A 24,125-nucleotide genomic window follows, 5' to 3' on the forward strand; every position below is an offset into this window, starting at 1 on the left:
CGGATTTGATCCATTCCCATTCAAATATGAACATCAAAACAGGCAGTGTGGTCACATCTTGCATGTTGATCACACTGCCTGTTTATCGTCAGCTGACTTTAAATTTATTCATTTCGGTATCCAGCTTGCCAGCCAGCTCTTGCAATTCTTTCGCTGATTGTGAAATAATCTCTGTAAAGGCCCGCTGTTCCTGGCCGGAAGCAGACATCTCTTCGGAACTTGCCGCAAAATTTTCAACTGTAGAAGTTATCTCCTGAATCCGCTTCGAAATTTGTTTTGATTTTTCGTTGATCGTTTCAATCCCTTCTGCGGTATGCTGAAAACTGCCAACAATGTTGCTGTAAGTATGTTGAATCTGATGAAAAGCAGCTTCCGTTTTGTGGAACGCATCTTTTTGTTCATGTATAAAGGCGTTTGCTTTGCTAATATTTTCAACAGCTGCATTCGACTTTTTCGTTGTCGTGGCGATCAGGTCTTTAATTTCCCGGGCTGCTTTTGATGATCCTTCCGCCAGTTTGCGAATTTCGCCGGCAACAACCGCAAAACCTCTTCCGGCATCCCCGGCCCGGCTCGCCTCAATGGAAGCATTCAATGCAAGCAGGTTCGTCTGTTCTGCAATGGAAGTGATGACATTGACAAATGCCTGGACCTGGTCGATCATCCCGCTCAGTTCTGTAATAGACTCGTTTGCCGTCGCTGTGATTTCAATATTTTGATCTATTTTTTTGAACTGATGGTCAATCGTATTCTGCCCTTCTTTTACGGCGTCAAGCGAAGCAGCTGCATGTTCTGCCCCGTTGGCAGCTTCCTGCGTAATGGTTTCAATGAGATTGATCACCTCGTTTAAAGTTTTATTGATGTCATGGACGGTTTCCGACAGCTGGCTGTTCCCTTGCGCAAATTCATCAATTGAAGAGGCTACTTGATTGATAGATTGAAAACTTTCTTCCGTTCTTTTTGAGAGGGTATCCGTATGGGTAGCGACCTTTGATGAAAATTCCTTCAACCGTTTGGCCACTTCTCTTAAAGAGATTCTCGTTTGCCTGAGCGCCCTGGCAAGCTTGCCCGTTTCATCCTGAAAAGACTGAATTTTATCGAAAGACCCATTTTCTTCCCGTAAATCAAGTGCCGCTGTCTGTTCTGCCAGTTCGGCCGTTTGCAGGATCGGTTTTGAGATTACCCTACCCAGTATGTATGAAAGAATGATACCGATGATAAGGGAAATGAAAAGACCGATTAAAACATTTGTCGGTATGATTGCGATTCCGGCCGGGGGCACGTGGTTTCCGGTGCCGCTGTTTCCCTTGCCGATATTTCCGTAAACCGATGCCCCAATATTAATGGCAATCACAATCACAGAGTTGAGCACTGAGAGCATAATGATCTTGAATGAAATCTTTTTAACATTCTTTAACATAACGTTCCTCCACCATTTAAATCTGTATGTAGTATAGAAAAAAAGACTTAAAAAAGATTTAATCTTTTTGTTGCTTGCGGAATCCCTAATAAATTGATCGGCAAAAGGAGAAAAATTTTAATGGGGAAAATAAAATAAAGTAAAATTTCCCCCTGCTTTTAAACAATCAAGGAAAGGCCCAATGACGAAAAACAGCGGGAACCCTTTGGAAAAGGGATCCCGCTGTTTTTCAGCTTCCGATGGGTACATCAGCCTTTGTATTTTTTAATTAAATCAACAAATGCATCTGTAAATGATTGCAGGAACCGGACTGTGCCTTCATTCACAATTTTTCCGTTTTCATCAAACAGTGCAGTAACATTGCCGATATAAGCTTCAGGCTGCTGGAGGATTGGCATGTTCAGACAAACAAGCGACTGGCGCAGATGATGGTTGGCACCAAACCCGCTTAAGTTTCCAGGGGATTGGCTGATAATCGCCGCCGGTTTCCCATCCCATATACTTTGGCCGTACGGGCGCGAACCAACATCGATTGCATTTTTTAACACAGCCGGGATGGAGCGGTTGTATTCCGGTGTTACAAACAGCACCGCATCGAGCCCTTTTACTGTATTCCGAAATGTCGTATACTCGGCCGGAACCTGGTTATGGTCATCAAAATCCTGATTATATAAAGGGAGGTTCCCAATCTCGACAAATTCCGTTTCATATCCTTCAGGAAAAAGGTTTGCCACATTTTCCGCAAGTTTTCTTGAAAAAGATGCTTTCCGCAAAGAGCCAAGCAAAATTCCAACTTTCGTCATTTTATCGACCTGCTTCCATTTATATTTTATGCTAGATAATGATAAGAAAACCGCACCGGAAAGTCAAAATTCCTGCTTGCTATGTTGCTATGTACCATTCAAGCCGGCTGGCGGTTTCCGGATGTTCTTGGTGACAACCACAAGCAATCGAAGGTCAATGGTTGTTCCCGGTTTTTTGTTCCCCGATTAAAGTATTGACCAGTCTTCCTTATGGTAATCAAAAATAAAGGACCGATTTTGCCCAAACATTTTCGGTTTTAACGGGATGGCCCACGAGGCAAATACAAAACGCCTTGCCCTTTAGGTTTCACGCATTCAATCAGCAGACGAAAGTAGTCACGCTTCATTCTTCTTGCGTACCGCGTTCTTTGCAGCAAGGACGACGAATGAAGGAAGACGGCAATTATCTATGGAACCTTCATGTAGCCGTGCGTGATTCTGGCAAGTCGCGTTGCCTTCTGCTAACGCCATGTTCTTTGCGGCATGGGCGTCTACGTAAAGGAAGCGGGGGAAATTGAGGGTCTTTCTTCACATAGAGTGCGTCTACGTTAAGGAAGCGTGGAAAAAAGGCAGCCTTCCTTCACATAGGGCGCGTCTATGTTAAGGAAGCGAAGGAAATTGAGGTTGTTCCTTAACATAGAGCATGTCTACGTTAAGGAAGCGCGGAAAAAAGTCGGTCTATCTTCACATAGAGTGCGTCTACGTTAAGGAAGCGAAGGAAATTGAAGTTGTTCCTTAACATAGAGCGTGTCTATGTTAAGGAAGCGCGGAAAAAAGTCGGTCTATCTTCACATAGAGTGCGTCTACGTTAAGGAAGCGAAGGAAATTGAGGTTGTTCCTTAACATAGAGCGTGTCTATGTTAAGGAAGCGCGGAAAAAAGACGGTCTATCTTCACGTAGAGCGCGTCTACGTTAAGGAAGCAAGCAAAAACGAGGCTCTTCCTTCACATAGAGGACCTCTAAGTTAAGGAAACGCAGAAAAAAGTTTCCTTTCTTCATATAGGGCGCTTCTATGACTGCCTTCCCTAGCCTCCATCTACAAACAGCAGGCAATTGTATGCCATACCAAAAAGGGAGCTTTCCTGAAAGCTCCCCTTTTTGGTGATCCGTGTCAATGTACTGCGGTATAAGTGCTTTCGATTTCCCGGATGCGCCGGTTCAGTTCCTCGTTAACCGGAACTTGAACGCCGTATTTTTTGCCGAGTTTGATGACGGTTCCGGAAAACAGGCCGACTTCGCTGTACCGTTTTGCCTCCACATCCTGCGCCATTGACGGCTTACCGGCAGGGCTCAGGTTTCCGACCACTTTCAGCCAGTAACGGAGATCTTCTTCCGTAAGCGGAAACCCTTCTTTTTCAGACAATGCCATCACTTCTCGCATAGCGGCAATCATCATCTCGCGTGCAGGGCCGTCTTTTTGGATTTCGCCGTAATTGCTTTTGTAAACGGCGACGGTCTGGTTGACGCCGACATTGAGCATGAATTTGCCCCAAAGCCTTTTCATCATTTGGGTATCGGCTTCGTATGGCAAATCCGTTTGCTCAAAGAAACGGGCCACTTTTTTCATTTTTTTCGAAAAAATGCCTGGCTCTTTTTCGCCGAAGCAAAGCATGCCCATATGCGCATATGTCAGCTGGTTTCCGATTTTGACGGCATCCATCCCCTGGGCGACACAGTATAACATTTTGTCCATTCCATATGTACGGCCAATGATTTCTTCGCTTGAGATCCCATTTAAGGCAGACAAAATCACCGTATCCGGCCCGACATGTTGTTTGACTGCTTCAACTGCCTCGTCCAGTCCGTTGTATTTGACCGTAAATAGCACCAAATCCGCCGGCTCCACTGTTTCTTCCGGTGTGACATAATGAAAGTGGCATTTTTCGCCGTTGCAATAAACGCCTTCCCGCTCATATCGTTCAATACGCTGTTGGTCAGCGATGATCCGCAAGTTTTCCACCGGCATTTTTTTCGATAAATGATGCCCGAATAAAATGCCGAGCGCGCCTAACCCAATGATCGATACTGTTTTGATTTCAGCCATTCCCCCGCCTCCTTTTTTCATTATTTTACCACAATTCCAACGAAATCGTCATTCAGACTGCCCGTTCCGGATGGCCAGGTATTGCTCCAGCCCTCTTTTGCGCAATTTGCACGCCGGGCATTCCCCGCAGCCGTCAGCGATGATGCCATTATAGCAGGTCAGCGTCTTTTCACGGACAAAATCAAATGCCCCGAGTTCATCCGCGAGCGCCCATGTTTCTGCTTTGTTACGCCACATGAGCGGGGTATGAATGACAAACTGCTGGTCCATTGAAAGGTTCAAGGTGACGTTTAAAGATTTGATGAAAATATCGCGACAGTCCGGGTAACCGCTGAAGTCCGTTTCGCACACACCGGTTACGATATGCCTTGCGCCGATTTGGCTGGCAAGCACCCCGGCAAAAGAAAGAAACAGCAAATTCCGCCCGGGCACAAACGTATTCGGAAGCTCCCCGTCTGCCCCTGCTTTCACGGTAATGCTTTCCCTCGTCAGCGCGTTCGGGGCGAGTTGGTTCAACAGCTGCATATCCAGAATATGCTGCTTTACCCCGAGCTCTTCCGCTATATTCTTTGCACATTCTATTTCAAGACGGTGGCGCTGCCCGTAATCGAACGTAACGGCTTCCACTTCCTGAAACTTTTTCTTTGCCCAGAAAAGGCAGGTGGTGCTGTCCTGGCCGCCGCTGAAAACAACGACTGCTTTTTCTTTTTTCATTGATAATCGTCCTTTCACACAAAACAGCACCGAAAAGGGATGCTGTTTTCTTAGTTTTTTAGAGAGGGTTTTCTAAAAAACTCTTCCATAAATGAAGGATTCTTCCCAATTGATTATACCATGGAACAGGCGCCATCTTTTAAAGCATCCGTTCTTTTTCGGAGTACGGCATTTTTCACATAAATGCCATAAACAACCGGCTTTGCTATGATCCAGATCACAGTCATCGGCCGGACCGTTTTTTAAGATAATCATAGTGATTATCTTTATTTGGGAGGGACGGCTATGAAACGCTATGTGCAATTATTTTTCATGTTTGCGGTGACGGTGCTTATTGTAATGGGCATCCAGAAAGGGCTGAGCACACTGAATGTGTTGAACCTTGAAAATTTTTGGGCCAATTATGTCGTATTTTTGATTTTAGCCTATATGATTCTGTCCTTTTTCCTTCATTATTTTTCCAAGCGAAAAAAGCAATCATAAAATTTTTCCAGCGGTTAGCCTGCCGCTGGATTTTATTATTGTTTTTTACTATTTTGCATTGCAAAGTAGTTCATTTTTTGATAAACTAACTTGCATAACAAAGTAGTTGAAATGGGGGTGGAGGGATGTCCATTCGAAGCCAGTTACTGAAAGGCATTTTAGACGGCTGTGTGCTGGCTGTGATTGAAAAAGAACCGGTTTATGGCTACATTCTTTCAAAAAAACTTCAGCAATTAGGCCTCCAGGAAATTAGCGAGGGGACGCTCTATCCGGTTCTGTTACGCCTGCAAAAGAACGGCTGGATCCATGGAGAGATGCAGCCATCCGATTCTGGGCCGAGCCGCAAATATTATGAATTGACGGAAAAAGGAAAATCCGCGCTAGATGAGATTACAACAGAGTGGCAGCAAATCGCAGCCCCTGTAAATCTTTTATTGAAAGGAAGAAGTGAGGATGCTTAGTGTAAAACAGTTGATTGAGGAAAACAACCGTAAACGGCAGGAACTGGCACCTGAGAACAAAAAATTTTACAACGATATGCTTGACTACCTTCGCCTGCAAACCGTTTTGTCCGAGCAGCAAACAGAAGAAGTGCTGATGGAACTGCTTGACCATCTGCTCGAAGGCCAAAAAGAAAACAAGACAGCTGCGCAAATGTTCGGCGGTGACCCGAAAGCATTTGCCGACGAAATCATCAGGCAGCTGCCGAAAGAAAACAAACGCAATATGGTTTCTTTTACAATCAGGATAATGATCTTGCTTTTGGGGATTGATTTGGTCATTAATGGCATTACTGCTTTTGTTGTTGAACGGTTCTTTTCCAGACCTTTGCCGCCGTTTTATCCTGTACCCGCGGCCCTGAACTTTTTCATTGCCGGGCTATACGTGATCTTTGCCATTTGGTATATCTTTCGTATCTTGAAAAAGAGTTTGTTTAAGGAAAAGACAAAAAAGGTGCAAATCCTAACTTTTTTGAAAATAGATGCCGTAATCTGTGTTTTTCTGGGTGGCGTTATTTTGCTGGATAAGTTCATGCCGAAAATCGGCCCGTCCTTTTCTTACCCGTGGTGGCTGCCGCTCGTTTTAGGTGTGGTGAGTTTAGGGGTTTACTATAGCTGGGGGAAAGCAGCAAAGTCTTGGGGGATATAGTTCTAACGTGCAATAAATCTGTTGTTCAAAAGCCCGTGTGCGGTTTCGCCACGGGTTTTGCATGCGCCAACTATGCTGCGCGCAATATGCGTAAAGAGGGTAAAACCTTATTTTTTATAGTGCTGGCAAATGCTTGTAAAGGTTATAAGAGTGACCATCTGTTAACTCAAGGTTTCTAAACGATGCTATTATTATTTCCTCTAAGTTTAACAAAAAGTTCTCTAGTTAAGTCCGTATAATTGTGTAAAAAGGGTTATCTGAATATGAGAAAATATTGAGTATAGGGGGCTGTTTTATGCTTTATATAATATTCCCTTTGATGAGAGAATGCTGATTGACCTTTATATGCCGGTTGAACAATCAAGTAGGCCGAAAAATCCGGCACTTACGATGCAAAGTTATTTTTATATTGATGGAATGCTTAAGACATGGGTGAAGGGGCAGTTTCAGACGGAAGTGGAAAAGGCATATGACGAACTGTTCCGGTATGTGATGGAGCATGATTACAAAATTTCTTCGCCGATTTTTCACATTTTGCGCGGAGATGAAGAAATGCAGTGGGTGGAGATCAAAATTAAAGTTTTTAAGGATGAGGAGTAAAAAAAGGAGGAATTTTTCATGTTGAAAGAAAAGGATTTTGTTGCTTTTTTATCAGAGGCTGGCAGATATGATAAAACAGCGGAGAAGTGTACGGTTTGCGGGATCATTTTGCCATCGTTTTCGGATTATTTGCTGAGAGGGCCGGCGGGAGCACTGGGGACAAAGTATAATGTGCTCAGCTATAGTGAACAAGGGCTGACCGTCATTCCAATCAATAATATTACAGGCAATATGTTACCGGACGAATCGGCATTTATTCCGGGAGAAAAGATCACAAGCATGAAAACTGTTTCGAAGCTGACTTACCACAGATTGTATGTTGGGACTTCGGATGGTACGGCTGTTTTCCGATTAAACAAAGTGCTGATCGGTTACGGGTGGCATAAAAGAAATTTGCCGTCATTCATTGCAACTGTAAACGGATTGGAAGAGCCGGTGCACATATAGAAGGAGCGGCTCTTTCCGCTCCCTTGTTACGCCTGGCTCAGCCCCTGCTCGAGCGTTTCCAGCATCATTTTTTGTTCCTGTGTATCCGCATGGTTCCAAATGACTTCAAAGAGGACGCCGAGCCCCGGGAGCATTTTTTCTTCGCCCCTTTGAATGGCATCGACAATCGTATCTTTTAACTGATCCTGCGTGTCCTCTTTTACATTGTGAATGACTGCTTTTCGCAAGTCCAAATCCATTTCGGTTCAGCTCCTTTGATCGCTTTCACTGCTAGCATTTCACATGGCCACAATTTTTATGTATACTATTCCAAGGAAAACTTAACGAAAAGGGAGCAAACACGTTGAAATACATACAATCCTTGCAAAATCCGCAAGTAAAGCATTGGAAAAAACTCGCCGCGAAAAAAGAACGCGAAAAGACATTTACTTATTTGTTGGAAGGGTTCCATCTTGTCGAAGAAGCGCTGAAAGAAGAAGTGGTGACAGAAATCATCGTTGAAGAAGGCGTGGACCTGCCAAACCGCTGGAATACGGAAGGGGTGCCGGTAACCACTGTCACGCATGAAATCAGCAAAACGCTTGCCGATACGGAAACGACGCAAGGCATTTTTGCCGTGTGCCGGATGAAAAAACAGCCGTCCAAAATCATCGGCAGGCGTTATCTTTTAATTGATGCCGTGCAGGATCCCGGCAATACAGGAACGATGATCCGGACGGCGGACGCAGCCGGGTTTGATGCCGTTATTTTCGGCAAGGGCACGGCGGATCCGTACAGCCCGAAAGTGTTGCGTGCGGCACAAGGAAGCCATCTCCACGTCGGGCTTTTAAAAGGCGATTTAAACATGTGGATTGAAAAACTGAACGAAGCGGCAGTGCCGATTTACGGAACAGCGCTTGAAAACGGCGTAACGTTTCGCGATGTAAATCCGGGTGATGCCTTTGCGATCCTTGTCGGCAATGAAGGAAACGGCGTACACCCTGACTTGCTTGCGCAAACGGAACAAAATCTGTCCATCCCGATTTTCGGCAAAAGTGAGTCGCTAAATGTTGCGGTGGCGGCCGGCATTTTAATGTATGACTTTGCGATGCGGTCGTAATTTCGGTGGAAAAAGTGAATGTATCCATGTTTGAGACAAAAAAGCAGACCTGTCATATGCATGCGGTGAATGCGGCGCCAGCAGAATGATGAAAAACAGCTGGCACAATTTTTCAGAAGAGGCGCCAATAAGGCACGGGCGGAGGGCGTTTTCGTGAGTGCGGCTGCGTAATAAACAGGTGACCCTCAAAACGTTCATTTATTGCGGAAAAACGGGAAATAATCCGCGCCAAAATGGCCGGGCCCGTGCCTATTTCACGTATGTGTAAGGGGCAGATAGGTGGAAAAAATGGGAAGGCACTCTGTCATCAAATTTGAGATAAACATCTAGAGAGGTCACTTTCCGTTTGAAATTGCGGGCATTTCCCGCTATAATAAAAAATAACTGAAAAATGATAAAAACCATGACAGGGAAAAGTAGCTTGATCTTCGCCATGCAGGGAGAAAATGCCGCAGACTGGAAGCATTTTTATGGGGAAATGAAGCGAAGTTCACCCCTCGAGTTGCCGCTTGGACCATTGCTTGCAATGTAAAGGCGGGACGGTTAAAAGCCGTTATTGAAATGAAGCGAACATAATTTAGTTATGTTAACTAGGGTGGTACCGCGAACCATTAGCCTCGTCCCTTTTCCAGGGCGGGGCTTTTTTAACGCCCAAAACCTAAAGGAGGTACAAAAAATGGAAGAAACGTTGAAAGCACTGCAAACTGAAGCGCTTGCCAAAATTGGTGCGGCTGCTGATTTAAAAACGCTGAACGGGATCCGTGTCGCCTATCTCGGCAAAAAAGGCCCGATTACGGAAGTTTTGCGCGGCATGGGGAAGCTGCCAGCGGAAGAACGGCCGAAAATGGGCGCGCTCGCCAATGAAGTGCGTGCCGCCATTCAAGCAGGTATTGAAAAGAAACAGGCGACATTGGAAGCAGAAGCCGTCGAGAGGCAACTGGCATCCGAAAAAATTGATGTCACGCTGCCGGGCCGCCCGGTAAAAGCAGGCAGCCACCATCCGCTTACAAAAGTCATTGAGGAAATCGAAGACTTGTTTATCGGGATGGGCTATACCATTGCCGAGGGGCCGGAAGTGGAAACCGATTACTACAATTTTGAAGCGCTGAACCTGCCGAAAGGGCACCCGGCACGCGATATGCAGGATACCTTTTACATAACCGATGAAATGCTGCTTAGGACCCATACTTCACCGAACCAGGCGCGGACAATGGAAAAGCATCACGGCAAAGGGCCGGTCAAAATCATCTGCCCGGGGAAAGTGTACCGCCGCGACAATGATGATGCGACACATTCCCACCAGTTTATGCAAATTGAAGGGCTGGTTGTTGACGAAAACATCACGATGGCCGATTTAAAAGGGACGTTGGAAGTATTTGCGAAAAAATTATTCGGCGAAGACCGCGAAATCCGGCTGCGCCCGAGCTTTTTCCCGTTCACCGAACCGAGTGTTGAAATGGATATTTCATGCAAGATGTGCGGCGGGCACGGTTGCCATGTATGCAAAGGCACCGGCTGGATTGAAATTTTGGGCGCCGGCATGGTCCACCCGCGCGTATTACGGATGTCCGGCTTTGATCCGGAAAAATATACCGGTTTTGCATTTGGCATGGGGCCGGAGCGGATTGCGATGCTGAAATACGGCGTTGATGACATCCGCCACTTTTACACAAATGACATTCGTTTTTTACGGCAGTTTTCCGTACAAGAATAAGGAGGGTCAAACATGTTTGTTTCATATAAATGGCTGCAGGAATATGTAGATTTGGACGGCATTTCGCCGGAAGAACTGGCTGAAAAAATTACGCGGACCGGGATTGAAGTCGAAAGCGTGGCATTTAAGGGGGAAGGCATTAAAAATGTCGTTGTCGGGCATGTTTTGGAAAAAGAAAAGCATCCGAACGCCGATAAATTAAACAAATGCCTGGTTGATATCGGGGAAGGTGAGCCTGTCCAAATTATTTGCGGCGCGCCAAACGTCGATAAAGGGCAGAAAGTTGCCGTTGCCAAACCGGGCGCCTGGCTGCCGGGGCATGTAAAAATCAAACGCTCGAAACTGCGCGGCGAGGAGTCGAACGGGATGATCTGCTCGCTGCAGGAACTCGGTGTTGAAAGCAAGCTCGTCCAAAAAGAGTACGCAAACGGCATTTATGTGTTCCCGGATGATGTGGAAGCGGGGCAGGATGTGCTGCCGCTTTTAGGATTGGATGACACCATTATCGAACTGGGCCTCACCCCGAACCGGGCGGACTGCATGAGCATGCTCGGCGTTGCCTACGAAGTGGCGGCGATACTCGGGAAAGATGTGAAATTGCCGGAAACAAAAGTGCAGGAAGCAGCCGATAAAGCTGCTGATGCCATTTCGGTCCGCGTCGAAGCAAAAGAAGCGGCGCCGCTTTACACATTAAAAGTCATCCGCAATGTGAAAATCGGCCCGTCCCCGCTCTGGATGCAGGCACGGCTCATGGCAGAAGGAATCCGCCCGCACAACAATGTGGTCGACATTACGAACTATATTTTGCTCGAATACGGCCAGCCGCTGCATGCGTTTGACTATGACAAGCTCGGTTCCAAAGAAATTGTCGTCCGCATGGCGCATGAAGGGGAAAACATGGTGACGCTCGATGGCCAGGAGCGCACGTTAAAAGACGTCCATCTTGTCATTACGAGCGGCACTGAACCTGTCGCAATGGCCGGTGTCATGGGCGGCGCCAATTCAGAAGTAACCGAAACGACGGCAAACGTGCTTTTGGAATCCGCCTATTTTGATGCCGGAACGATCCGCGCGGCTTCAAAAGACCACAGCCTGCGCAGCGAGGCAAGCAGCCGCTATGAAAGAGGGGTTGATCCGAACCGCGTCCTGCCTGCATCAGAACGGGCCGCCATGCTGATCAGCAAATATGCGGGCGGGGAAGTGCTCGCCGGGACGGTTGCCGAAAACCATTTGCATATTGAGCCGGCTGTTGTCACCATTACGCTGGAAAAAATCAACCGTGTGCTTGGAACGCAAATTTCAGCGGAAGAAGTGCTCCGTATTTTCAAACGCCTCCGGTTTGAAGCATCATGGGAAGACGGCCGTTTTACAGTGATTGTGCCGACCCGCCGCGGCGATATTACGATTGAGGAAGATCTGATTGAAGAAGTGGCGCGCCTGTACGGCTATGACCTGCTGCCAAAGACATTACCGGCGGGCAGGGGAACGCGGGGCGGCTTGAACGCCATCCAGCAAAAACGCCGCGCCACGAAACGTTTCCTTGAAGGAGCGGGGCTGTACCAGGCAACCACGTATTCTTTAACAAGCGAAGAAAAAGCACACCAGTATGCGCTTGAAAAACGCGAACCAGTCCGCGTTGCTATGCCCATGAGCGAAGAACGCAGTGTGCTGCGCTTAAGCCTTTTGCCGCATCTTTTGGAATCCGTCGCGTATAATGTCGCACGTAAAAACGAGTCGGTTGCCCTGTATGAAGTTGGCAATGTCTTTTTGAAAAAGGCAGACGGAGCGCAGCCGGAAGAACAGGAACACCTCGCCGGCGCCATCACCGGGCTTTGGGTTTCCAACTTGTGGCAAGGAGAAAAGAAAGCAGTAGATTTCTTTGTGGCAAAAGGGATTTTGGAAGGCCTGTTTGAAAAACTCGGAGTTTCCGGCGCTATTTCCTACCACGCGGCAACATTTGAAGGGCTGCATCCGGGAAGGACAGCGGAAATTTTACTTGACGGGGAAGCGATCGGTTTTGTCGGCCAGGTGCATCCGAACGTGCAAAAAGAACTCGATATCAAAGAAACATACGTGTTCGAACTGAAACTGGACCCGGTATACCATTATCCGGCTGAACCGGTCCAATACCGGCCGATCCCACGCTTCCCGGCCATCACCCGCGATATTGCGCTTGTTGTCGACCGTGATGTGGAAGCAGCCCGGCTGCAGGCAATCATTCAGGAGGCCGGCGGAACCCTTTTGAAATCTGTTTCGATTTTTGATTTATACGAAGGCGAGCATATGGAACCCGGCAAAAAATCAATTGCCTTCTCGCTTACTTATTTCGATCCGGAACGCACATTAACAGATGAAGAAGTCGTCGCCCGGCATGAAAAAGTGCTGGATGCGGTAAAAGAAAAAGCAGGCGCGGTGTTGAGAGGATAAGGGAATGCAAAAAGGGGGAATCGCGGGATTCCTCCTTTTTCCATTTAACCGTCATTGTTTTTTTATACGGAAAATCAATTGATGATCATGAATGAAGCAGGATGAAAGCAAAAATGCAATGCAAGTGCTGATTGCCGACGCCGCCCAAAAACTGTTTAACCCGAGGACAGGCAGAAAGAGGGCAGTGAGTGCGGTTTTGAAAAAAAGATCCGAAAAATTGGAGAGCAAAAACAGCTTCATTTTCGCGTACCCTCTTAGAATGCTTTCATTCACGTTTTTTAGCGCGGAAAATAAAATCATGATGCAGCTGTATTTTAGATAGGAGGTGCCAAAGCCGGCAGCATCAGGATATTTTTTTGCATCCAAAAAGATGGATAAGATTTGCTTATCAAACACGAAATCCGCGAGTGTCAGAAAAAGAACGTAAACCGTGGCAAACCGGATGCAAAACCGGTATCCTTCCAAAATCCTGCCAAACTGTTTCGCGCCGCTGTTGGCCGCTGTAAAAATGGTCAGTGTCTGGCAAAAACCGATCATGATGAGCATAAAAAAAGTGAGGATTTTATTCACCGCAATATACCCGCTGATGATTTCGCTGCCATAGGGATTAACGAATATTTGCAATAATAGTGCAGATAAAGTGACCGCCCCCTGCTGCAGCATGAGCGGATAAGAAACGGACAATAGTTCCGAAAGCTGTGCCTTTGGAAAAACAAACTTTCCTTTTTCCAAGGGAAATGTTTTGATGCGCTTCAACATGGCCCATACCGTGGCCGCCATCCCGGCTATTTGCGAAAGGACAGCGGCAAAAGCAGCGCCGGCAACCCCGGAATGAAATCCGCAAATGAACAAAACGGTAAAGCCAATATTCAGGCAGGATGCAAAAAGAACGAGAAAAAGTGGCGTTTTCGCATCTCCCATCGAAATCAGCACAGCCCGCAAAATATCAAATATAAAAATAAAAACGAGCCCAAAACAATAAATCGCCATGTAACTTCCGGTAAACGCCCAAAGTGATGCAGGCAGGTGGATCAGCCTGAATAACCACTGCTGCAGGAGAACCGGAAGGAAGCCCATCACAATGCCGGCTAAACCGGCAAACAGGATGATGCCTTTTATCGTTGATACAATTGTTTGGTACTTTTGTTCCCCCATATATTTTGCGATGACGATTTCGCAGCCCATTTCAAGCCCGCCGGAAATCACGAGGAAGACGCCGATCATGCTTCCTGCATTCCCTACAGCTGCAAGTTCCTGTGCGCCTAAATATTTTCCGACGACGATTGTGTTGATGATCAAATAAAGCTGCTGTGACAATAAATTTAAAATATTGGGAATGGAAAAGAGGATAAATCCCTTTTTTACGGGAAACGCTGTAAAGTTTAACATCTTGCATACTCCTGTCTGTTTGATTATAGTTTTAACATAAAGTATCCCGTAACTGGATAGTCAAGGTGGTTGTATGATAAAAAAATTTAAAACAGGAGAATTTGCCCGGCTGTGCAGAGTGAATAAGAAAACTTTATATTATTACGATGAAACCGGCTTATTAAAACCGGCAGTCCAGGATGGGAATGGTTACCGGTATTATACGGAAGAACAAATCGATCAGCTGAGCAAAATCAAAGCCTTGCAGTCTGTCGGTCTGTCATTGGCTGAAATAAAAAAGCAGTTCCATCAGGAAGATGTAGCGGAAAGCATCCGGACGCTCGCTAACCAGAAAAATGCGATCACAAACAAAATTCATGATTTGGAACAGTTAGCGCAAACATTGGGCCGGAAGCTGGATGAACTTGAACGTTTTCAAAAGATGGGGAGCCTGAAGGTCTTTATCGAAACCTGTTTGGAAGAATACTTGATTATTCGTGAACAGTCCGGGCCGTTTGTTGTCAATTACATGCTGGAAGGATACCATGCAGGTGTCATCATCAGCGGGATGAAACAACCTGCATCGGAAAAGAAAACGTGGAAATACCGGAAGACGGATGACCGGAAAGATGCCAACTTTTTGAAAAAAGCAGGAAAGTTTGCCGGGCTTTATTTTCTTGCGGAAGATCAAAAAATCAATGAGGCTGCAGAAAAAGCTTACGGCTTGATCTGCAAAGAAACGGAAACGGCGGGCAACGAGATTTACCTTGAAGATGTTGCCAATGATTTTCTTTCGTTTCCGGACGGGAAAATATTATTTAAAATAAGTGCCATGGCAAAGTGAGCTCTGGCTTTTTTCCCAAAAAAGGAGCCGGTTTTGGCCGGCTCCGGCCGGAACGGGCTTCAGCTGATTCCCGCAATCCTTTTCGCTTTTTCCGTATTGGCAAAATGCAGTTTGACAAAATGTGGCAGCGCGGCCATGCCTTTTTCCTTGATGAGCCGTGCGGCAGCCCGGTCCACCTGTGCACCGGCGCCCTTTGGCAAAACAAATCCGGCTTCTTTGCTCAATTTTTCAAACTCCCGGACAAAAGCATAGCGTGCGAGAATTGAAGCGGCCGCAACCGCAAGATGGACGCTTTCCCCTTTTGTGCTAAAATAGACGCCGTCACGCATGACGATTTTTTCGTTCTGCAAATACCGATAATAAGTGGACGCTTCTGCGAACTGATCAATTAAAATTGCATCCGGTTTTGCCGGCGCAATTTTTTGGGCGGTATTGTACAAAGCCCGGTTATGGAGCAATGCTTTGATTTTTCCTTGCGACATGCCCGATTGCTGGAGCCGGTTGTATTTTTCGTTCGGCAAAATGAGCAGGCTGTACGGAACAAAGGTGAGCAGTTCTTTCGCTAATCCGGCAATCTGACTGTCTGTTAATCCTTTTGAATCTTTTACGCCCAGTTCTTTTAAAAGCGGGAGCTGTTTCTTTTCAACGTAACAGCTGACGACCGTCATCGGCCCGAAAAAGTCGCCTGTTCCGACTTCATCCGATCCAATGACGGAAAGCTCTCCGATATCAGGAGGCAGCGGGTTGCCGGAAGATTTTGCGCTCCGGGCGGCATCCGGCTTCTTTTCCAGCGGCTGTCCCCATTTTGACGCTTCCGTTTCTGCGGCCGGCCCTTGAAATAAAACTTTTCCGGACTTATAGCCGGTAATGGAGCAGCCTGGTATTTTTGCGGCAAAAACGGCGCCGGACGGAACTTTTCCTGACAGGCTGTTTTGATAAGATTGTTTCATTTTTTGCATGGTTGAAGCTGAAACGAGAATGACAGTATTTGACATTTTGATTCCTCCGGCAGTTTCAGGATCTCCTTGAATTTGTTCGACATTGTTAGACAAAGGCTTTTCCGTCATGCTATGATAGAGAATAGGATTCTTACAAATGGGGAGGCAGGCAACATTGGAAAAAACCCGAATTACTGTTGGCATATACGGACAGCAATATACCATAATCGGAACGGATCCGGCAAGCCATATTCGCCTGGTTGCCTCGATGGTTGATGAAAGAATGCGGGAAATCAGCGCGAAGAATCCTTCATTAGATACTGGCAAAGTGGCTGTGCTGACAGCCGTAAATGCTGTCCATGATTATATAAAACTGAAAGAGCAGTATGAGCTGCTTGAACAGCACTATTTACAATTGTTGAAAAAGGATGAAGATGAAAATGGTTAATTTGATCATCATCATTTTGCTTGTGCTTGGATTCCTGAACGGGAAGCGGAAAGGATTTATATTGCAGGCTGTCCACCTCACAGGGTTTGTAATTGCCTCCGCAGTTGCGTACATATTGTATGATGACCTGGCGGAAAAATTGAAGCTAATGATTCCGTATCCTTCTTTTAACAGCGACAGCTCATTTGCCCTTCTGATGCACGAGGGCAATATGGAAACGGCATTTTACCGGATCATTGCGTTTGCCATTCTTTTCTTTGCCGTCAGGATACTTCTAAATATTGTCGGGTCATCCCTTACCTTTTTGGCCCAGCTCCCGGTCCTCAAACAAGTCAATGGATGGGCGGGCGGCATCCTCGGGTTTGCCGAGCTGTACTTGATCATTTTTATCGTTTTATATATTGGATCCTTGCTGCCGGTGGATGAGATCCAATCCGCGCTCAAGGCATCCGCAGTCGCAGAAGGCATGATTAAAAATACACCTTATATTTCAGCTCTTGTGGCGTCATGGTGGGTGAAATAGAAACCCGGGCGGCACGTTTACCATTTGCAAACGGGTTGAAAATGGGTTTTTCAAAACAGCACTTCTCGCGACGGGGGAGTGTTTCTTTATGGAGGGGATCGCCCGTGTACATGCTGGTTTTTTCCGGACGGGGCTTGAATGCCGGGCACGGATTCAAATACTTCCCATGCTGCTGGAAAAAATGTGCGGCCATTGGAAGGGCGCTTTCCCAATCATCGTAGCGGGAAAACGGTAAAAACCCGATCCTTCACTTAATAAGTTAAAAAGGGGGCAGGCGAATGCGGACAAATAAACGCAGTGTCATCCGGCTGCTGGAACAAATTGCGGTTTACTTGGAATTGAAAGGCGAAAACCATTTTAAAATCGCGGCTTACCGCAGGGCTGCATCTGCCTTGGAAGCGGATGGGCGTGACTTGTCAGAAATCAGCCGTTTTACGGATATTCCTCATATTGGAAAAACAACCGCTTCCGTCATCGAAGAGTTCGTGGAAACTGGGCGGTCCACCCTGCTTGAACAACTAAAAGACGAAGTTCCAAAAGGGCTGGTTCCGCTCATGCAGATACAGGGTCTTGGTGCCAGGAAAATATCAAGGCTTTACAGGGAACTTGGCATTACAGATGCGGATTCTTTAAGGAAAGCTTGTGAAGAAGGAAAAGTTGAAACGTTAAAAGGGTTTGGAAAAACGACGCAGTCCAATCTTTTGCACGCGCTTGACCAGCTTTCGGGGAAACCGGCTTATACCATCGGCCGGCTGCTGCCGGTACTTTTGCTGATCGAAGAAACGCTGTCCGGAAACAGGAAAATAGAAACCTATTCGCGTGCCGGCAGTATCCGGCGGTTTGAAGAAAGAATAGAAGAACTCGATTATGTCATCTCTACATTCGATCCAAAATCGGTTGCGGAGGACATTCTTCAAATGAACGAAGTCGTGGAAGCTGTTTCTATCCGGAGTATAAAAATAACGGCTAAATTAAAAGGGGAACCTGGCTTACGGATCAATTTCCGGATCGCGTTGCCTGACCTGTATGCGATGACGCTTTTTCTTTCAACAGGGCCGGAACCGCATCTGGAAAAAATGCAGCAGATTGCCGGTCTTCATGGCGAGCGGCTGACGCAATCCGGCGTCAAAATTCTGAAGACAGGCGAATTGCTCCGTTTTCCGAGTGAAGCTTCGTTTTATCATCATTACGGCCTGCCTTACATCCCTCCGGAAATCCGCGCTGACGGCAGCGAGGTGGAAACCTATAAGGGGACGCCTTTTGTCCAGATCGATGATGTAAAGGGCGACCTGCACATGCACACCGTCTGGTCGGACGGGAAAGATTCGCTTGAAGACATGGTCAATGCATGCAGAAGAAGAGGGTACGAATATATCGCAATCACGGACCACTCTAAATATTTAAAAGTCGCCGGCGGGCTTTCACGTGAACGTTTGATCAGGCAAATGAATGAAATCCGCCGGTTAAATGAAAAATATCCGGATATCTTGATTTTGTCCGGTATTGAGATGGACATTTTGCCGGACGGGACTTTGGATTTTGATGATGATGTGCTGTCAGGCCTTGATTTCGTCATTGCTTCCATCCATTCGGGGTTCGGGAATAGCCGCGCGCAGATCATGAAACGGCTGCGCAACGCTTTATTCAACCCGCATGTGGACATGATTGCCCATCCGACCGGAAGATTAATCGAAAAAAGGCAGGGGTACGATGTCGATTTTGATTTGCTTTTCCAATGGGCAAAGGAAACCGGCACGATCCTTGAATTAAGCGGCGACCCCGCCAGATTGGACCTTTCAGCGGCCCGTGCAAGAGAAGCGCAGGCAGCCGGTGTGAAAATCGCGATTATCACCGATGCACACGCAACTGCGGAACTGGGCAATATCGCTTTCGGTGTCGGCACCGCGAGAAAAGGCTGGATTGAAAGGAAAAATGTGGTCAATACGTATACGAAAGAACAACTCCTTGAGTTTTTAAAACAGAAACATCAGCACTGATCCATTCCCTTTCTGCAATGAATAGAGGGCAGTTTTCCGGAACGCTGGAATCCGGAATGCATGGAGGACGAATAGATGCAACATAAAATCATCAAAACACTCGAGTTTGATAAAATTAAAAATCTGCTGCTTGAGCACGCTTCTTCTCCGCTTGGGGCCGAAAAAATTGAAGCCCTTTTTCCCTCCTCTTCCTATGAAGAAGTGGTCCGGATGCAGGAGGAGACGGATGAAGCGGCGCAAGTGCTGCGTTTAAAAGGGCATGTGCCGCTTTTCGGCATTTATGACATCCGCCGTCATCTGAAAAGAGCGGCGATCGGCGGCAGGCTGAACCCGCAGGAACTGGTGCAGATTGCCAGCACCATCCATGTCAGCCGAACGATGAAACGGTTTATTGAAGGAATCACGGAAGAAGAAACAGAACTGCCGATCTTAACAAGCATGGTGGACAGGATTGCGGTCCTTACGCCGCTCGAACATGAAATCCGGAATGCGGTGGATGAAAACGGGGAAATTCTGGACTCGGCAAGCGAAACGCTGCGCCAAATCCGGCACGGGCTGCGCGGTACGGAACGGCGCATTCGTGAAAAACTGGAAGGCTATATCCGCGGCAAAAATGCGGCGAAAATGCTGTCGGATGCGATTATTACGATCCGGAATGACCGCTATTGTATCCCGGTAAAACAGGAATACCGGGCAAATTACGGGGGAATCGTCCATGACCAGTCTTCTTCCGGACAGACTTTGTTCATTGAGCCGCAATCGGTGGTGGACTTGAATAACCAGCTGCGTGAATGGCATTTAAAAGAGCAGCAGGAGGTTGAAAGGATTTTAAGCGAATTGTCCGCCGCAGTGGCAGCAGCCGGCGGGGAGCTTGAAACCATCGTTGAAATTCTCGCTGATTTTGACTTTATGTTTGCCAAAGCTTTATACGGCCGGTCCATTAAAGGTTCGAAACCGGTGATCAACAATCATGGCGCCATCCGTATGTTCAAAGCGCGTCATCCGTTGCTTCCAGCCGATAAAGTGGTGCCAAATGATATTACGATCGGGCAGGAATATACGACCATTGTGATAACCGGGCCGAATACAGGCGGAAAAACGATTACGCTGAAAACAATCGGGCTGTGCACGCTCATGGCGCAGGCCGGGCTGCAAATTCCCGCTTTGGACGGTTCGGAAATGGCTGTTTTTAAAGAAGTATTTGCCGATATCGGTGATGAACAGTCGATTGAGCAAAGCCTTAGCACCTTCTCCTCCCATATGACAAATATCGTTGAAATCCTGAAACGGGTCGACGATCAGTCGCTCGTCCTGTTTGATGAGCTCGGCGCCGGTACCGACCCGCAGGAAGGGGCTGCCCTTGCGATTTCAATTTTGGACGAAGTGTACAAAAGGGAGGCCCGCGTTGTCGCCACCACCCACTACCCGGAACTGAAGGCATACGCTTATAACCGTGAAGGGGTCGTCAATGCAAGCGTCGAGTTTGATGTGGAAACATTAAGCCCAACATACCGGCTTTTAATCGGCGTTCCCGGCCGGAGTAATGCGTTTGAAATCTCAAGGCGCCTCGGGCTCTCCCCGTCCATTATTGAACACGCCCAATCACTAATCGGCGCGGACACAAACGAGGTCGAAAATATGATTGCCGCGCTCGAATCGGCTAGGCGCGAGGCGGAAAAAGAACGGCAGGAAGCGCAGGAACTGTTGAAGGATGCCGAGGAACTGCACCGTGATTTGCAAAAACAAATGGCGGCGTTTTATGCCCGCCGCGATGAGCTGTACGGAAAAGCGGAGAAAAAAGCGGCAAAAGTGGTGGAAGAGGCAAAGGAAAAAGCGGAAGAGATCATCCGCGACTTGCGGAAAATGCAGCTTGAATCCAAAGCCAATGTGAAAGAACATGAACTGATTGATGCAAGAAAACAGCTGGAGGAACTGGCGCCGAAACTGGACCGCAAACCGGCGGCAAAAGCAAAAAAACAGCATATCTACCAGCCGGGCGACGAAGTCAAAGTGCTCAGCTTCAACCAGAAAGGCACGCTACTTGAACAAACGGCAGGCGGCGAGTGGCTCGTGCAAATGGGTATTTTGAAAATGAAAGTAAAAGAATCCGACATGGAATATATCCGGCCGCCGCAACAAAAACAGCCGGAGAAGCACCTGGCAACGGTCAGGGGGCGCGATTCCCATGTCAGCCTGGAACTCGATTTGCGCGGGGAGCGTTATGAAGATGCGCTCTTAAAAGTTGAAAAATATATTGACGATGCGCTTTTAGCCGGGTATCCGCGCGTTTCGATCATCCACGGGAAAGGAACAGGTGCGCTCCGGAACGGGGTGCAGGAATTTTTAAAACATCACCGCGCCGTAAAACGAATCCGTCTCGGGGAACCAGGCGAAGGTGGCAGCGGCGTTACGATTGTAGAATTCAAGTAATTTTCAAGGGCAAGGGGGAGGGCCTTTTGTTTCTCGAAAAGCTGGCAAAAATTTTGTTTGTTTGCTGTGCCGTTTTTGCATTGCTTGGCGTCATTTATTTGATTGTTGCAGATTAGCCCGTGACAAGGAGAAGGAGCGCATCCTTCTCCTGTTTCGGCTGCAAATAATTGTCAACGCTTTCAATTTTCGTTATAATAAAATAAGTCAATAAAAGATGCAAAATGGAGTTGATGCAAATGACAGACAGGCCATGGCTGTCCCAGTATCCGCCGGAAATACCCGTTTCCCTTACGTATCCGCGAAAACCGGTTTGTGCATTTTTAACCGAAGCAGCTGAACAGTATCCTGACAAAAAAGCGCTCCATTTTATGGGGAAAGAAATGACATACCGTGAAGTGTATGAAGCGGCGCTCAAATTTGCCGGGTATTTAAAAAAACTCGGAGTGGAAAAAGGCGATAGGGTTGCCGTGCTGCTCCCGAATTCCCCGCAGGCCGTCATCGGTTTTTACGGCATCCTTTACACGGGCGGGATAGCCGTCATGACGAATCCGCTATATACGGAAAGGGAACTGGAATATCAGCTGAAAGACTCCGGCGCGAAGGCCATCCTGACAGTTGATTTCCTGTACCCGACAGTGGCAAAAGTATTTGAGAAAACCGATCTCGAACATATTATTGTAACCGCCATCAGCGAGTATTTGCCTTTTCCCAAAAACGTCATCTACCCGTTTCTGCAGAAAAAGCAAACGGGCGTTACTGTCCGGGTCCAGCACGGTGGGCACCATCACTTGCTAAAGAACATCATGAAGGAAGAAGTTCCGGAACCGCTTGACACGCCATTCGATATCGAAGAGGACCTTGCGATTCTCCAGTACACCGGCGGCACAACCGGCGTGCCGAAAGGGGTCATGCTGACACATCTCAATTTGATTGCAAACGCGACAATGTGCGATGCCTGGATGTACAGGGCCAAAAAAGGGGAAGAAGTAGTGCTCGGCATGCTTCCGTTTTTCCACGTGTACGGCATGACGACCGTGCTGATTCTTTCTGTCATGCAGGGCTTTAAAATGATTTTAATTCCGCGCTTTGATGCGGAGTCACTGCTGAAGACGATTGAAAAACAGCGGCCAACTTTGTTTCCGGGTGCGCCAACCATTTATATCGGGCTTTTAAACCACCCGAAAATCAAGGAATATGATTTGTCATCGATTGAAGCATGCATCAGCGGTTCTGCCCCGCTGCCGGTAGAAGTCCAGCAGAAATTTGAAGGGGTGACCGGCGGCAAGCTTGTGGAAGGGTATGGTCTCAGTGAATCTTCTCCTGTCACCCATGCCAATTTTGTATGGGGAAATCGCGTCAAAGGCAGTATCGGCGTGCCATGGCCAGATACGGACTGCGAAATCCGCTCGCTCGAAGACGGCAGGCCGTTACCGCCCGGTGAAGTCGGCGAGCTGGCGGTAAAAGGGCCGCAAGTGATGAAAGGCTACTGGAACCGCCCGGAAGAAACGCAGGAAGTGCTGAAAGACGGGTGGCTATTTACGGGGGATTTGGCTTATATGGACGAGGAAGGTTATTTTTATATTGTCGACCGGAAAAAAGACATCATTATAGCAGGCGGCTATAATATTTATCCGCGTGAAGTCGAAGAAGTGCTGTATGAGCACCCTGCCGTCCAGGAAGCCGTAGTTGCCGGCGTACCGCACCCGTACCGCGGGGAAACCGTCAAAGCCTATATTGTGCTGAAAGACAATATGACAGTAACGGAAGAAGAACTGGACCGGTTTGCACGCCAATATCTGGCGGCATATAAAGTCCCGCGCATTTACGAATTCCGGGATGAACTGCCGAAAACGGCCGTTGGGAAAATTTTGCGGCGCTCATTGGTTGCAGAAGAAAAAGAAAAGATGGAAAATGGAGGAGAGAAGATCGGGTAAGGAAATTTTTTTATAAACAGGACTTGACAAATGCTGCATTCCTGTATAATATGAAAATATGAATGAATGGTCATTCATTTTCTGGCCGCCATTAAACCGGCCGGCCAAATTGACAGATCATGAGATTGAAAGGTGATAGCCCGTGAGGAAAAACAGGCCAAAGTACAAACAAATTATTGATGCAGCAGTGGTGGTTATCGCACAACACGGCTATCATCAGGCACAGGTTTCAAAAATTGCAAAACAGGCGGGCGTAGCGGACGGCACGATTTATTTGTATTTTAAAAACAAAGAAGACATCCTGATTTCTTTGTTTGAAGAAAAGATGCAGCTGTTTATCGAAAAGGTTTCCGAATATATTGCAGGGGACCTTTCCCCTTCCGAAAAGTTGCTCAAGATGATCGAAAACCACTTCAAAGTCCTTGCCGCCGATCACCATTTGGCGGTCGTGACCCAGCTGGAACTGCGGCAGACCAATTTAGATCTGCGGCTTAAAATCAACAGCGTGCTGAAAGAATATTTGACGCTCGTTGACCAAATCATCCGCGAAGGCATGGAAAAAGGTGAATTCGATTCCGGGCTTGACGTCCGGCTCGTCCGGCAGATGATTTTCGGGACAGTCGATGAAACGGTAACGACATGGGTGATGAATAAAGAAAAATACGACCTCGTTTCACTGGCTGCTCCCGTCCATCAATTGATCATTAACGGCTGCGGCAAAAAAACGGCGGTTTAATGCCGCAGCT

The 24,125-nt window shown here is 47.2% G+C and carries 22 protein-coding genes and 1 other annotated feature; of the genes, 15 read left to right on the forward strand and 7 right to left on the reverse strand.

All coding sequences use genetic code 11. The annotated features are described in order from the left end of the window. Positions 1–88: 88 nt before the first annotated feature. The 4 genes from NFR98_RS03370 to queC form a co-directional block, all read right to left on the reverse strand. Positions 89–1,417 (reverse strand): methyl-accepting chemotaxis protein, encoded by a 1,329-nt coding sequence (locus NFR98_RS03370; RefSeq protein ID WP_211062032.1) that lies wholly within the window; start codon positions 1,415–1,417, stop codon positions 89–91. Between the two features lie 248 nt (positions 1,418–1,665). Further along, positions 1,666–2,220 carry an NADPH-dependent FMN reductase gene (locus NFR98_RS03375; protein ID WP_014097783.1) on the reverse strand — a complete coding sequence of 185 codons (555 nt, stop codon included), beginning with the start codon at positions 2,218–2,220 and terminating at the stop codon, positions 1,666–1,668. Positions 2,221–3,331: 1,111 nt separating this feature from the next. Then, on the reverse strand, positions 3,332–4,264 hold the full coding sequence (locus NFR98_RS03380; RefSeq protein WP_046721366.1) for a ketopantoate reductase family protein: 933 nt from the start codon (positions 4,262–4,264) through the stop codon (positions 3,332–3,334). Between the two features lie 48 nt (positions 4,265–4,312). Further along, positions 4,313–4,996 (reverse strand): 7-cyano-7-deazaguanine synthase QueC, encoded by a 684-nt coding sequence (gene queC / locus NFR98_RS03385; RefSeq protein WP_225620899.1) that lies wholly within the window; start codon positions 4,994–4,996, stop codon positions 4,313–4,315. 267 nt (positions 4,997–5,263) lie between these two features. Between queC and NFR98_RS03390 the strand changes: the two genes are divergently transcribed. From NFR98_RS03390 to NFR98_RS03410, 5 genes are all read left to right on the forward strand, one after another. Beyond that, positions 5,264–5,461 (forward strand): hypothetical protein, encoded by a 198-nt coding sequence (locus tag NFR98_RS03390; protein WP_013859890.1) that lies wholly within the window; start codon positions 5,264–5,266, stop codon positions 5,459–5,461. 125 nt (positions 5,462–5,586) lie between these two features. Then, entirely contained in the window at positions 5,587–5,922 is a 336-nt protein-coding gene (locus NFR98_RS03395) for a PadR family transcriptional regulator (protein WP_035184415.1), read from the forward strand. Beyond that, on the forward strand, positions 5,915–6,610 hold the full coding sequence (locus tag NFR98_RS03400) for a DUF1129 family protein (protein ID WP_046721367.1): 696 nt from the start codon (positions 5,915–5,917) through the stop codon (positions 6,608–6,610). Before NFR98_RS03395 ends, NFR98_RS03400 begins: the two co-directional genes overlap by 8 nt. 288 nt (positions 6,611–6,898) lie before the next feature. Next, complete coding sequence (locus NFR98_RS03405) at positions 6,899–7,210, forward strand: DUF5085 family protein (protein ID WP_268808086.1); 312 nt, start codon at positions 6,899–6,901, stop codon at positions 7,208–7,210. Between the two features lie 18 nt (positions 7,211–7,228). Beyond that, a complete protein-coding gene (locus tag NFR98_RS03410) occupies positions 7,229–7,657 on the forward strand; it encodes a hypothetical protein (protein ID WP_046721369.1) in 429 nt (142 codons plus the stop codon). Positions 7,658–7,683: 26 nt separating this feature from the next. On the opposite strand, the gene sspI is transcribed toward NFR98_RS03410, so the two are convergent. After that, positions 7,684–7,896 (reverse strand): small acid-soluble spore protein SspI, encoded by a 213-nt coding sequence (gene sspI, locus NFR98_RS03415; RefSeq protein WP_014097794.1) that lies wholly within the window; start codon positions 7,894–7,896, stop codon positions 7,684–7,686. 104 nt (positions 7,897–8,000) lie between these two features. Here sspI and NFR98_RS03420 point away from each other — a divergent pair, with 104 nt between their 5' ends. The 3 genes from NFR98_RS03420 to pheT all read left to right on the forward strand — a co-directional run bounded on the left by NFR98_RS03420 (position 8,001) and on the right by pheT (position 12,897). Further along, positions 8,001–8,756: a TrmH family RNA methyltransferase gene (locus tag NFR98_RS03420; RefSeq protein ID WP_046721370.1), complete on the forward strand. Its 756-nt coding sequence runs from the start codon at positions 8,001–8,003 to the stop codon at positions 8,754–8,756. 394 nt (positions 8,757–9,150) lie between these two features. Next, positions 9,151–9,384, forward strand: a binding site (T-box leader). A 48-nt stretch (positions 9,385–9,432) separates the two neighbouring features. Continuing rightward, positions 9,433–10,470, forward strand: a complete 1,038-nt coding sequence (pheS, locus tag NFR98_RS03425; protein WP_251459693.1) for a phenylalanine--tRNA ligase subunit alpha — start codon at positions 9,433–9,435, stop codon at positions 10,468–10,470. Between the two features lie 12 nt (positions 10,471–10,482). After that, a complete protein-coding gene (gene pheT / locus NFR98_RS03430; protein ID WP_251459695.1) occupies positions 10,483–12,897 on the forward strand; it encodes a phenylalanine--tRNA ligase subunit beta in 2,415 nt (804 codons plus the stop codon). Between the two features lie 51 nt (positions 12,898–12,948). Here the strand turns inward: pheT and NFR98_RS03435 are convergent, their stop codons facing one another. After that, the gene (locus NFR98_RS03435; RefSeq protein ID WP_251459697.1) at positions 12,949–14,286 is read right to left on the reverse strand and encodes an MATE family efflux transporter; all 1,338 of its coding nucleotides are present in this window, start codon (positions 14,284–14,286) and stop codon (positions 12,949–12,951) included. A gap of 73 nt (positions 14,287–14,359) precedes the next feature. Here NFR98_RS03435 and NFR98_RS03440 point away from each other — a divergent pair, with 73 nt between their 5' ends. Then, complete coding sequence (locus NFR98_RS03440; RefSeq protein WP_179234500.1) at positions 14,360–15,109, forward strand: MerR family transcriptional regulator; 750 nt, start codon at positions 14,360–14,362, stop codon at positions 15,107–15,109. A 59-nt stretch (positions 15,110–15,168) separates the two neighbouring features. Here NFR98_RS03440 and rnhC read toward each other — a convergent pair whose 3' ends face one another. Beyond that, positions 15,169–16,104: a ribonuclease HIII gene (gene rnhC, locus NFR98_RS03445; RefSeq protein WP_251459699.1), complete on the reverse strand. Its 936-nt coding sequence runs from the start codon at positions 16,102–16,104 to the stop codon at positions 15,169–15,171. 100 nt (positions 16,105–16,204) lie between these two features. Between rnhC and zapA the strand changes: the two genes are divergently transcribed. The 6 genes from zapA (at position 16,205) to fadR (ending at position 24,115) form a co-directional block, all read left to right on the forward strand. After that, positions 16,205–16,495 carry a cell division protein ZapA gene (gene zapA / locus NFR98_RS03450; RefSeq protein ID WP_013859878.1) on the forward strand — a complete coding sequence of 97 codons (291 nt, stop codon included), beginning with the start codon at positions 16,205–16,207 and terminating at the stop codon, positions 16,493–16,495. Further along, complete coding sequence (locus NFR98_RS03455) at positions 16,482–17,018, forward strand: CvpA family protein (RefSeq protein ID WP_014097800.1); 537 nt, start codon at positions 16,482–16,484, stop codon at positions 17,016–17,018. Before zapA ends, NFR98_RS03455 begins: the two co-directional genes overlap by 14 nt. Positions 17,019–17,296: 278 nt before the next feature. Further along, a complete protein-coding gene (polX, locus tag NFR98_RS03460) occupies positions 17,297–19,015 on the forward strand; it encodes a DNA polymerase/3'-5' exonuclease PolX (RefSeq protein ID WP_251459701.1) in 1,719 nt (572 codons plus the stop codon). A gap of 75 nt (positions 19,016–19,090) precedes the next feature. Further along, the gene (locus tag NFR98_RS03465) at positions 19,091–21,445 is read left to right on the forward strand and encodes an endonuclease MutS2 (RefSeq protein WP_014097802.1); all 2,355 of its coding nucleotides are present in this window, start codon (positions 19,091–19,093) and stop codon (positions 21,443–21,445) included. A gap of 236 nt (positions 21,446–21,681) precedes the next feature. Next, a complete protein-coding gene (locus tag NFR98_RS03470) occupies positions 21,682–23,379 on the forward strand; it encodes an AMP-binding protein (RefSeq protein ID WP_017551107.1) in 1,698 nt (565 codons plus the stop codon). 142 nt (positions 23,380–23,521) lie between these two features. Continuing rightward, positions 23,522–24,115 carry a fatty acid metabolism transcriptional regulator FadR gene (gene fadR / locus NFR98_RS03475; RefSeq protein WP_014097804.1) on the forward strand — a complete coding sequence of 198 codons (594 nt, stop codon included), beginning with the start codon at positions 23,522–23,524 and terminating at the stop codon, positions 24,113–24,115. Positions 24,116–24,125: the final 10 nt, after the last annotated feature.

The sequence above is a fragment of the Weizmannia agrestimuris genome (assembly GCF_943193165.1).
Taxonomy (GTDB): Bacteria; Bacillota; Bacilli; order Bacillales; family Bacillaceae_C; genus Weizmannia; species Weizmannia faecalis.

Bases quoted from the DNA above. Each gene is read 5' to 3' on its own strand.
- NFR98_RS03370 (WP_211062032.1), bottom strand. From the start codon at position 1,417: ATGTTAAAGAATGTTAAAAAGATTTCATTCAAGATCATTATGCTCTCA.
- NFR98_RS03375 (WP_014097783.1), bottom strand. From the start codon at position 2,220: ATGACGAAAGTTGGAATTTTGCTTGGCTCTTTGCGGAAAGCATCTTTT.
- NFR98_RS03380 (WP_046721366.1), bottom strand. From the start codon at position 4,264: ATGGCTGAAATCAAAACAGTATCGATCATTGGGTTAGGCGCGCTCGGC.
- NFR98_RS03390 (WP_013859890.1), top strand. From the start codon at position 5,264: ATGAAACGCTATGTGCAATTATTTTTCATGTTTGCGGTGACGGTGCTT.
- NFR98_RS03395 (WP_035184415.1), top strand. From the start codon at position 5,587: ATGTCCATTCGAAGCCAGTTACTGAAAGGCATTTTAGACGGCTGTGTG.
- NFR98_RS03400 (WP_046721367.1), top strand. From the start codon at position 5,915: ATGCTTAGTGTAAAACAGTTGATTGAGGAAAACAACCGTAAACGGCAG.
- NFR98_RS03410 (WP_046721369.1), top strand. From the start codon at position 7,229: ATGTTGAAAGAAAAGGATTTTGTTGCTTTTTTATCAGAGGCTGGCAGA.
- sspI (WP_014097794.1), bottom strand. From the start codon at position 7,896: ATGGATTTGGACTTGCGAAAAGCAGTCATTCACAATGTAAAAGAGGAC.
- pheS (WP_251459693.1), top strand. From the start codon at position 9,433: ATGGAAGAAACGTTGAAAGCACTGCAAACTGAAGCGCTTGCCAAAATT.
- pheT (WP_251459695.1), top strand. From the start codon at position 10,483: ATGTTTGTTTCATATAAATGGCTGCAGGAATATGTAGATTTGGACGGC.
- NFR98_RS03435 (WP_251459697.1), bottom strand. From the start codon at position 14,286: ATGTTAAACTTTACAGCGTTTCCCGTAAAAAAGGGATTTATCCTCTTT.
- NFR98_RS03440 (WP_179234500.1), top strand. From the start codon at position 14,360: ATGATAAAAAAATTTAAAACAGGAGAATTTGCCCGGCTGTGCAGAGTG.
- rnhC (WP_251459699.1), bottom strand. From the start codon at position 16,104: ATGTCAAATACTGTCATTCTCGTTTCAGCTTCAACCATGCAAAAAATG.
- zapA (WP_013859878.1), top strand. From the start codon at position 16,205: ATGGGGAGGCAGGCAACATTGGAAAAAACCCGAATTACTGTTGGCATA.
- NFR98_RS03455 (WP_014097800.1), top strand. From the start codon at position 16,482: ATGAAAATGGTTAATTTGATCATCATCATTTTGCTTGTGCTTGGATTC.
- polX (WP_251459701.1), top strand. From the start codon at position 17,297: ATGCGGACAAATAAACGCAGTGTCATCCGGCTGCTGGAACAAATTGCG.
- NFR98_RS03465 (WP_014097802.1), top strand. From the start codon at position 19,091: ATGCAACATAAAATCATCAAAACACTCGAGTTTGATAAAATTAAAAAT.
- NFR98_RS03470 (WP_017551107.1), top strand. From the start codon at position 21,682: ATGACAGACAGGCCATGGCTGTCCCAGTATCCGCCGGAAATACCCGTT.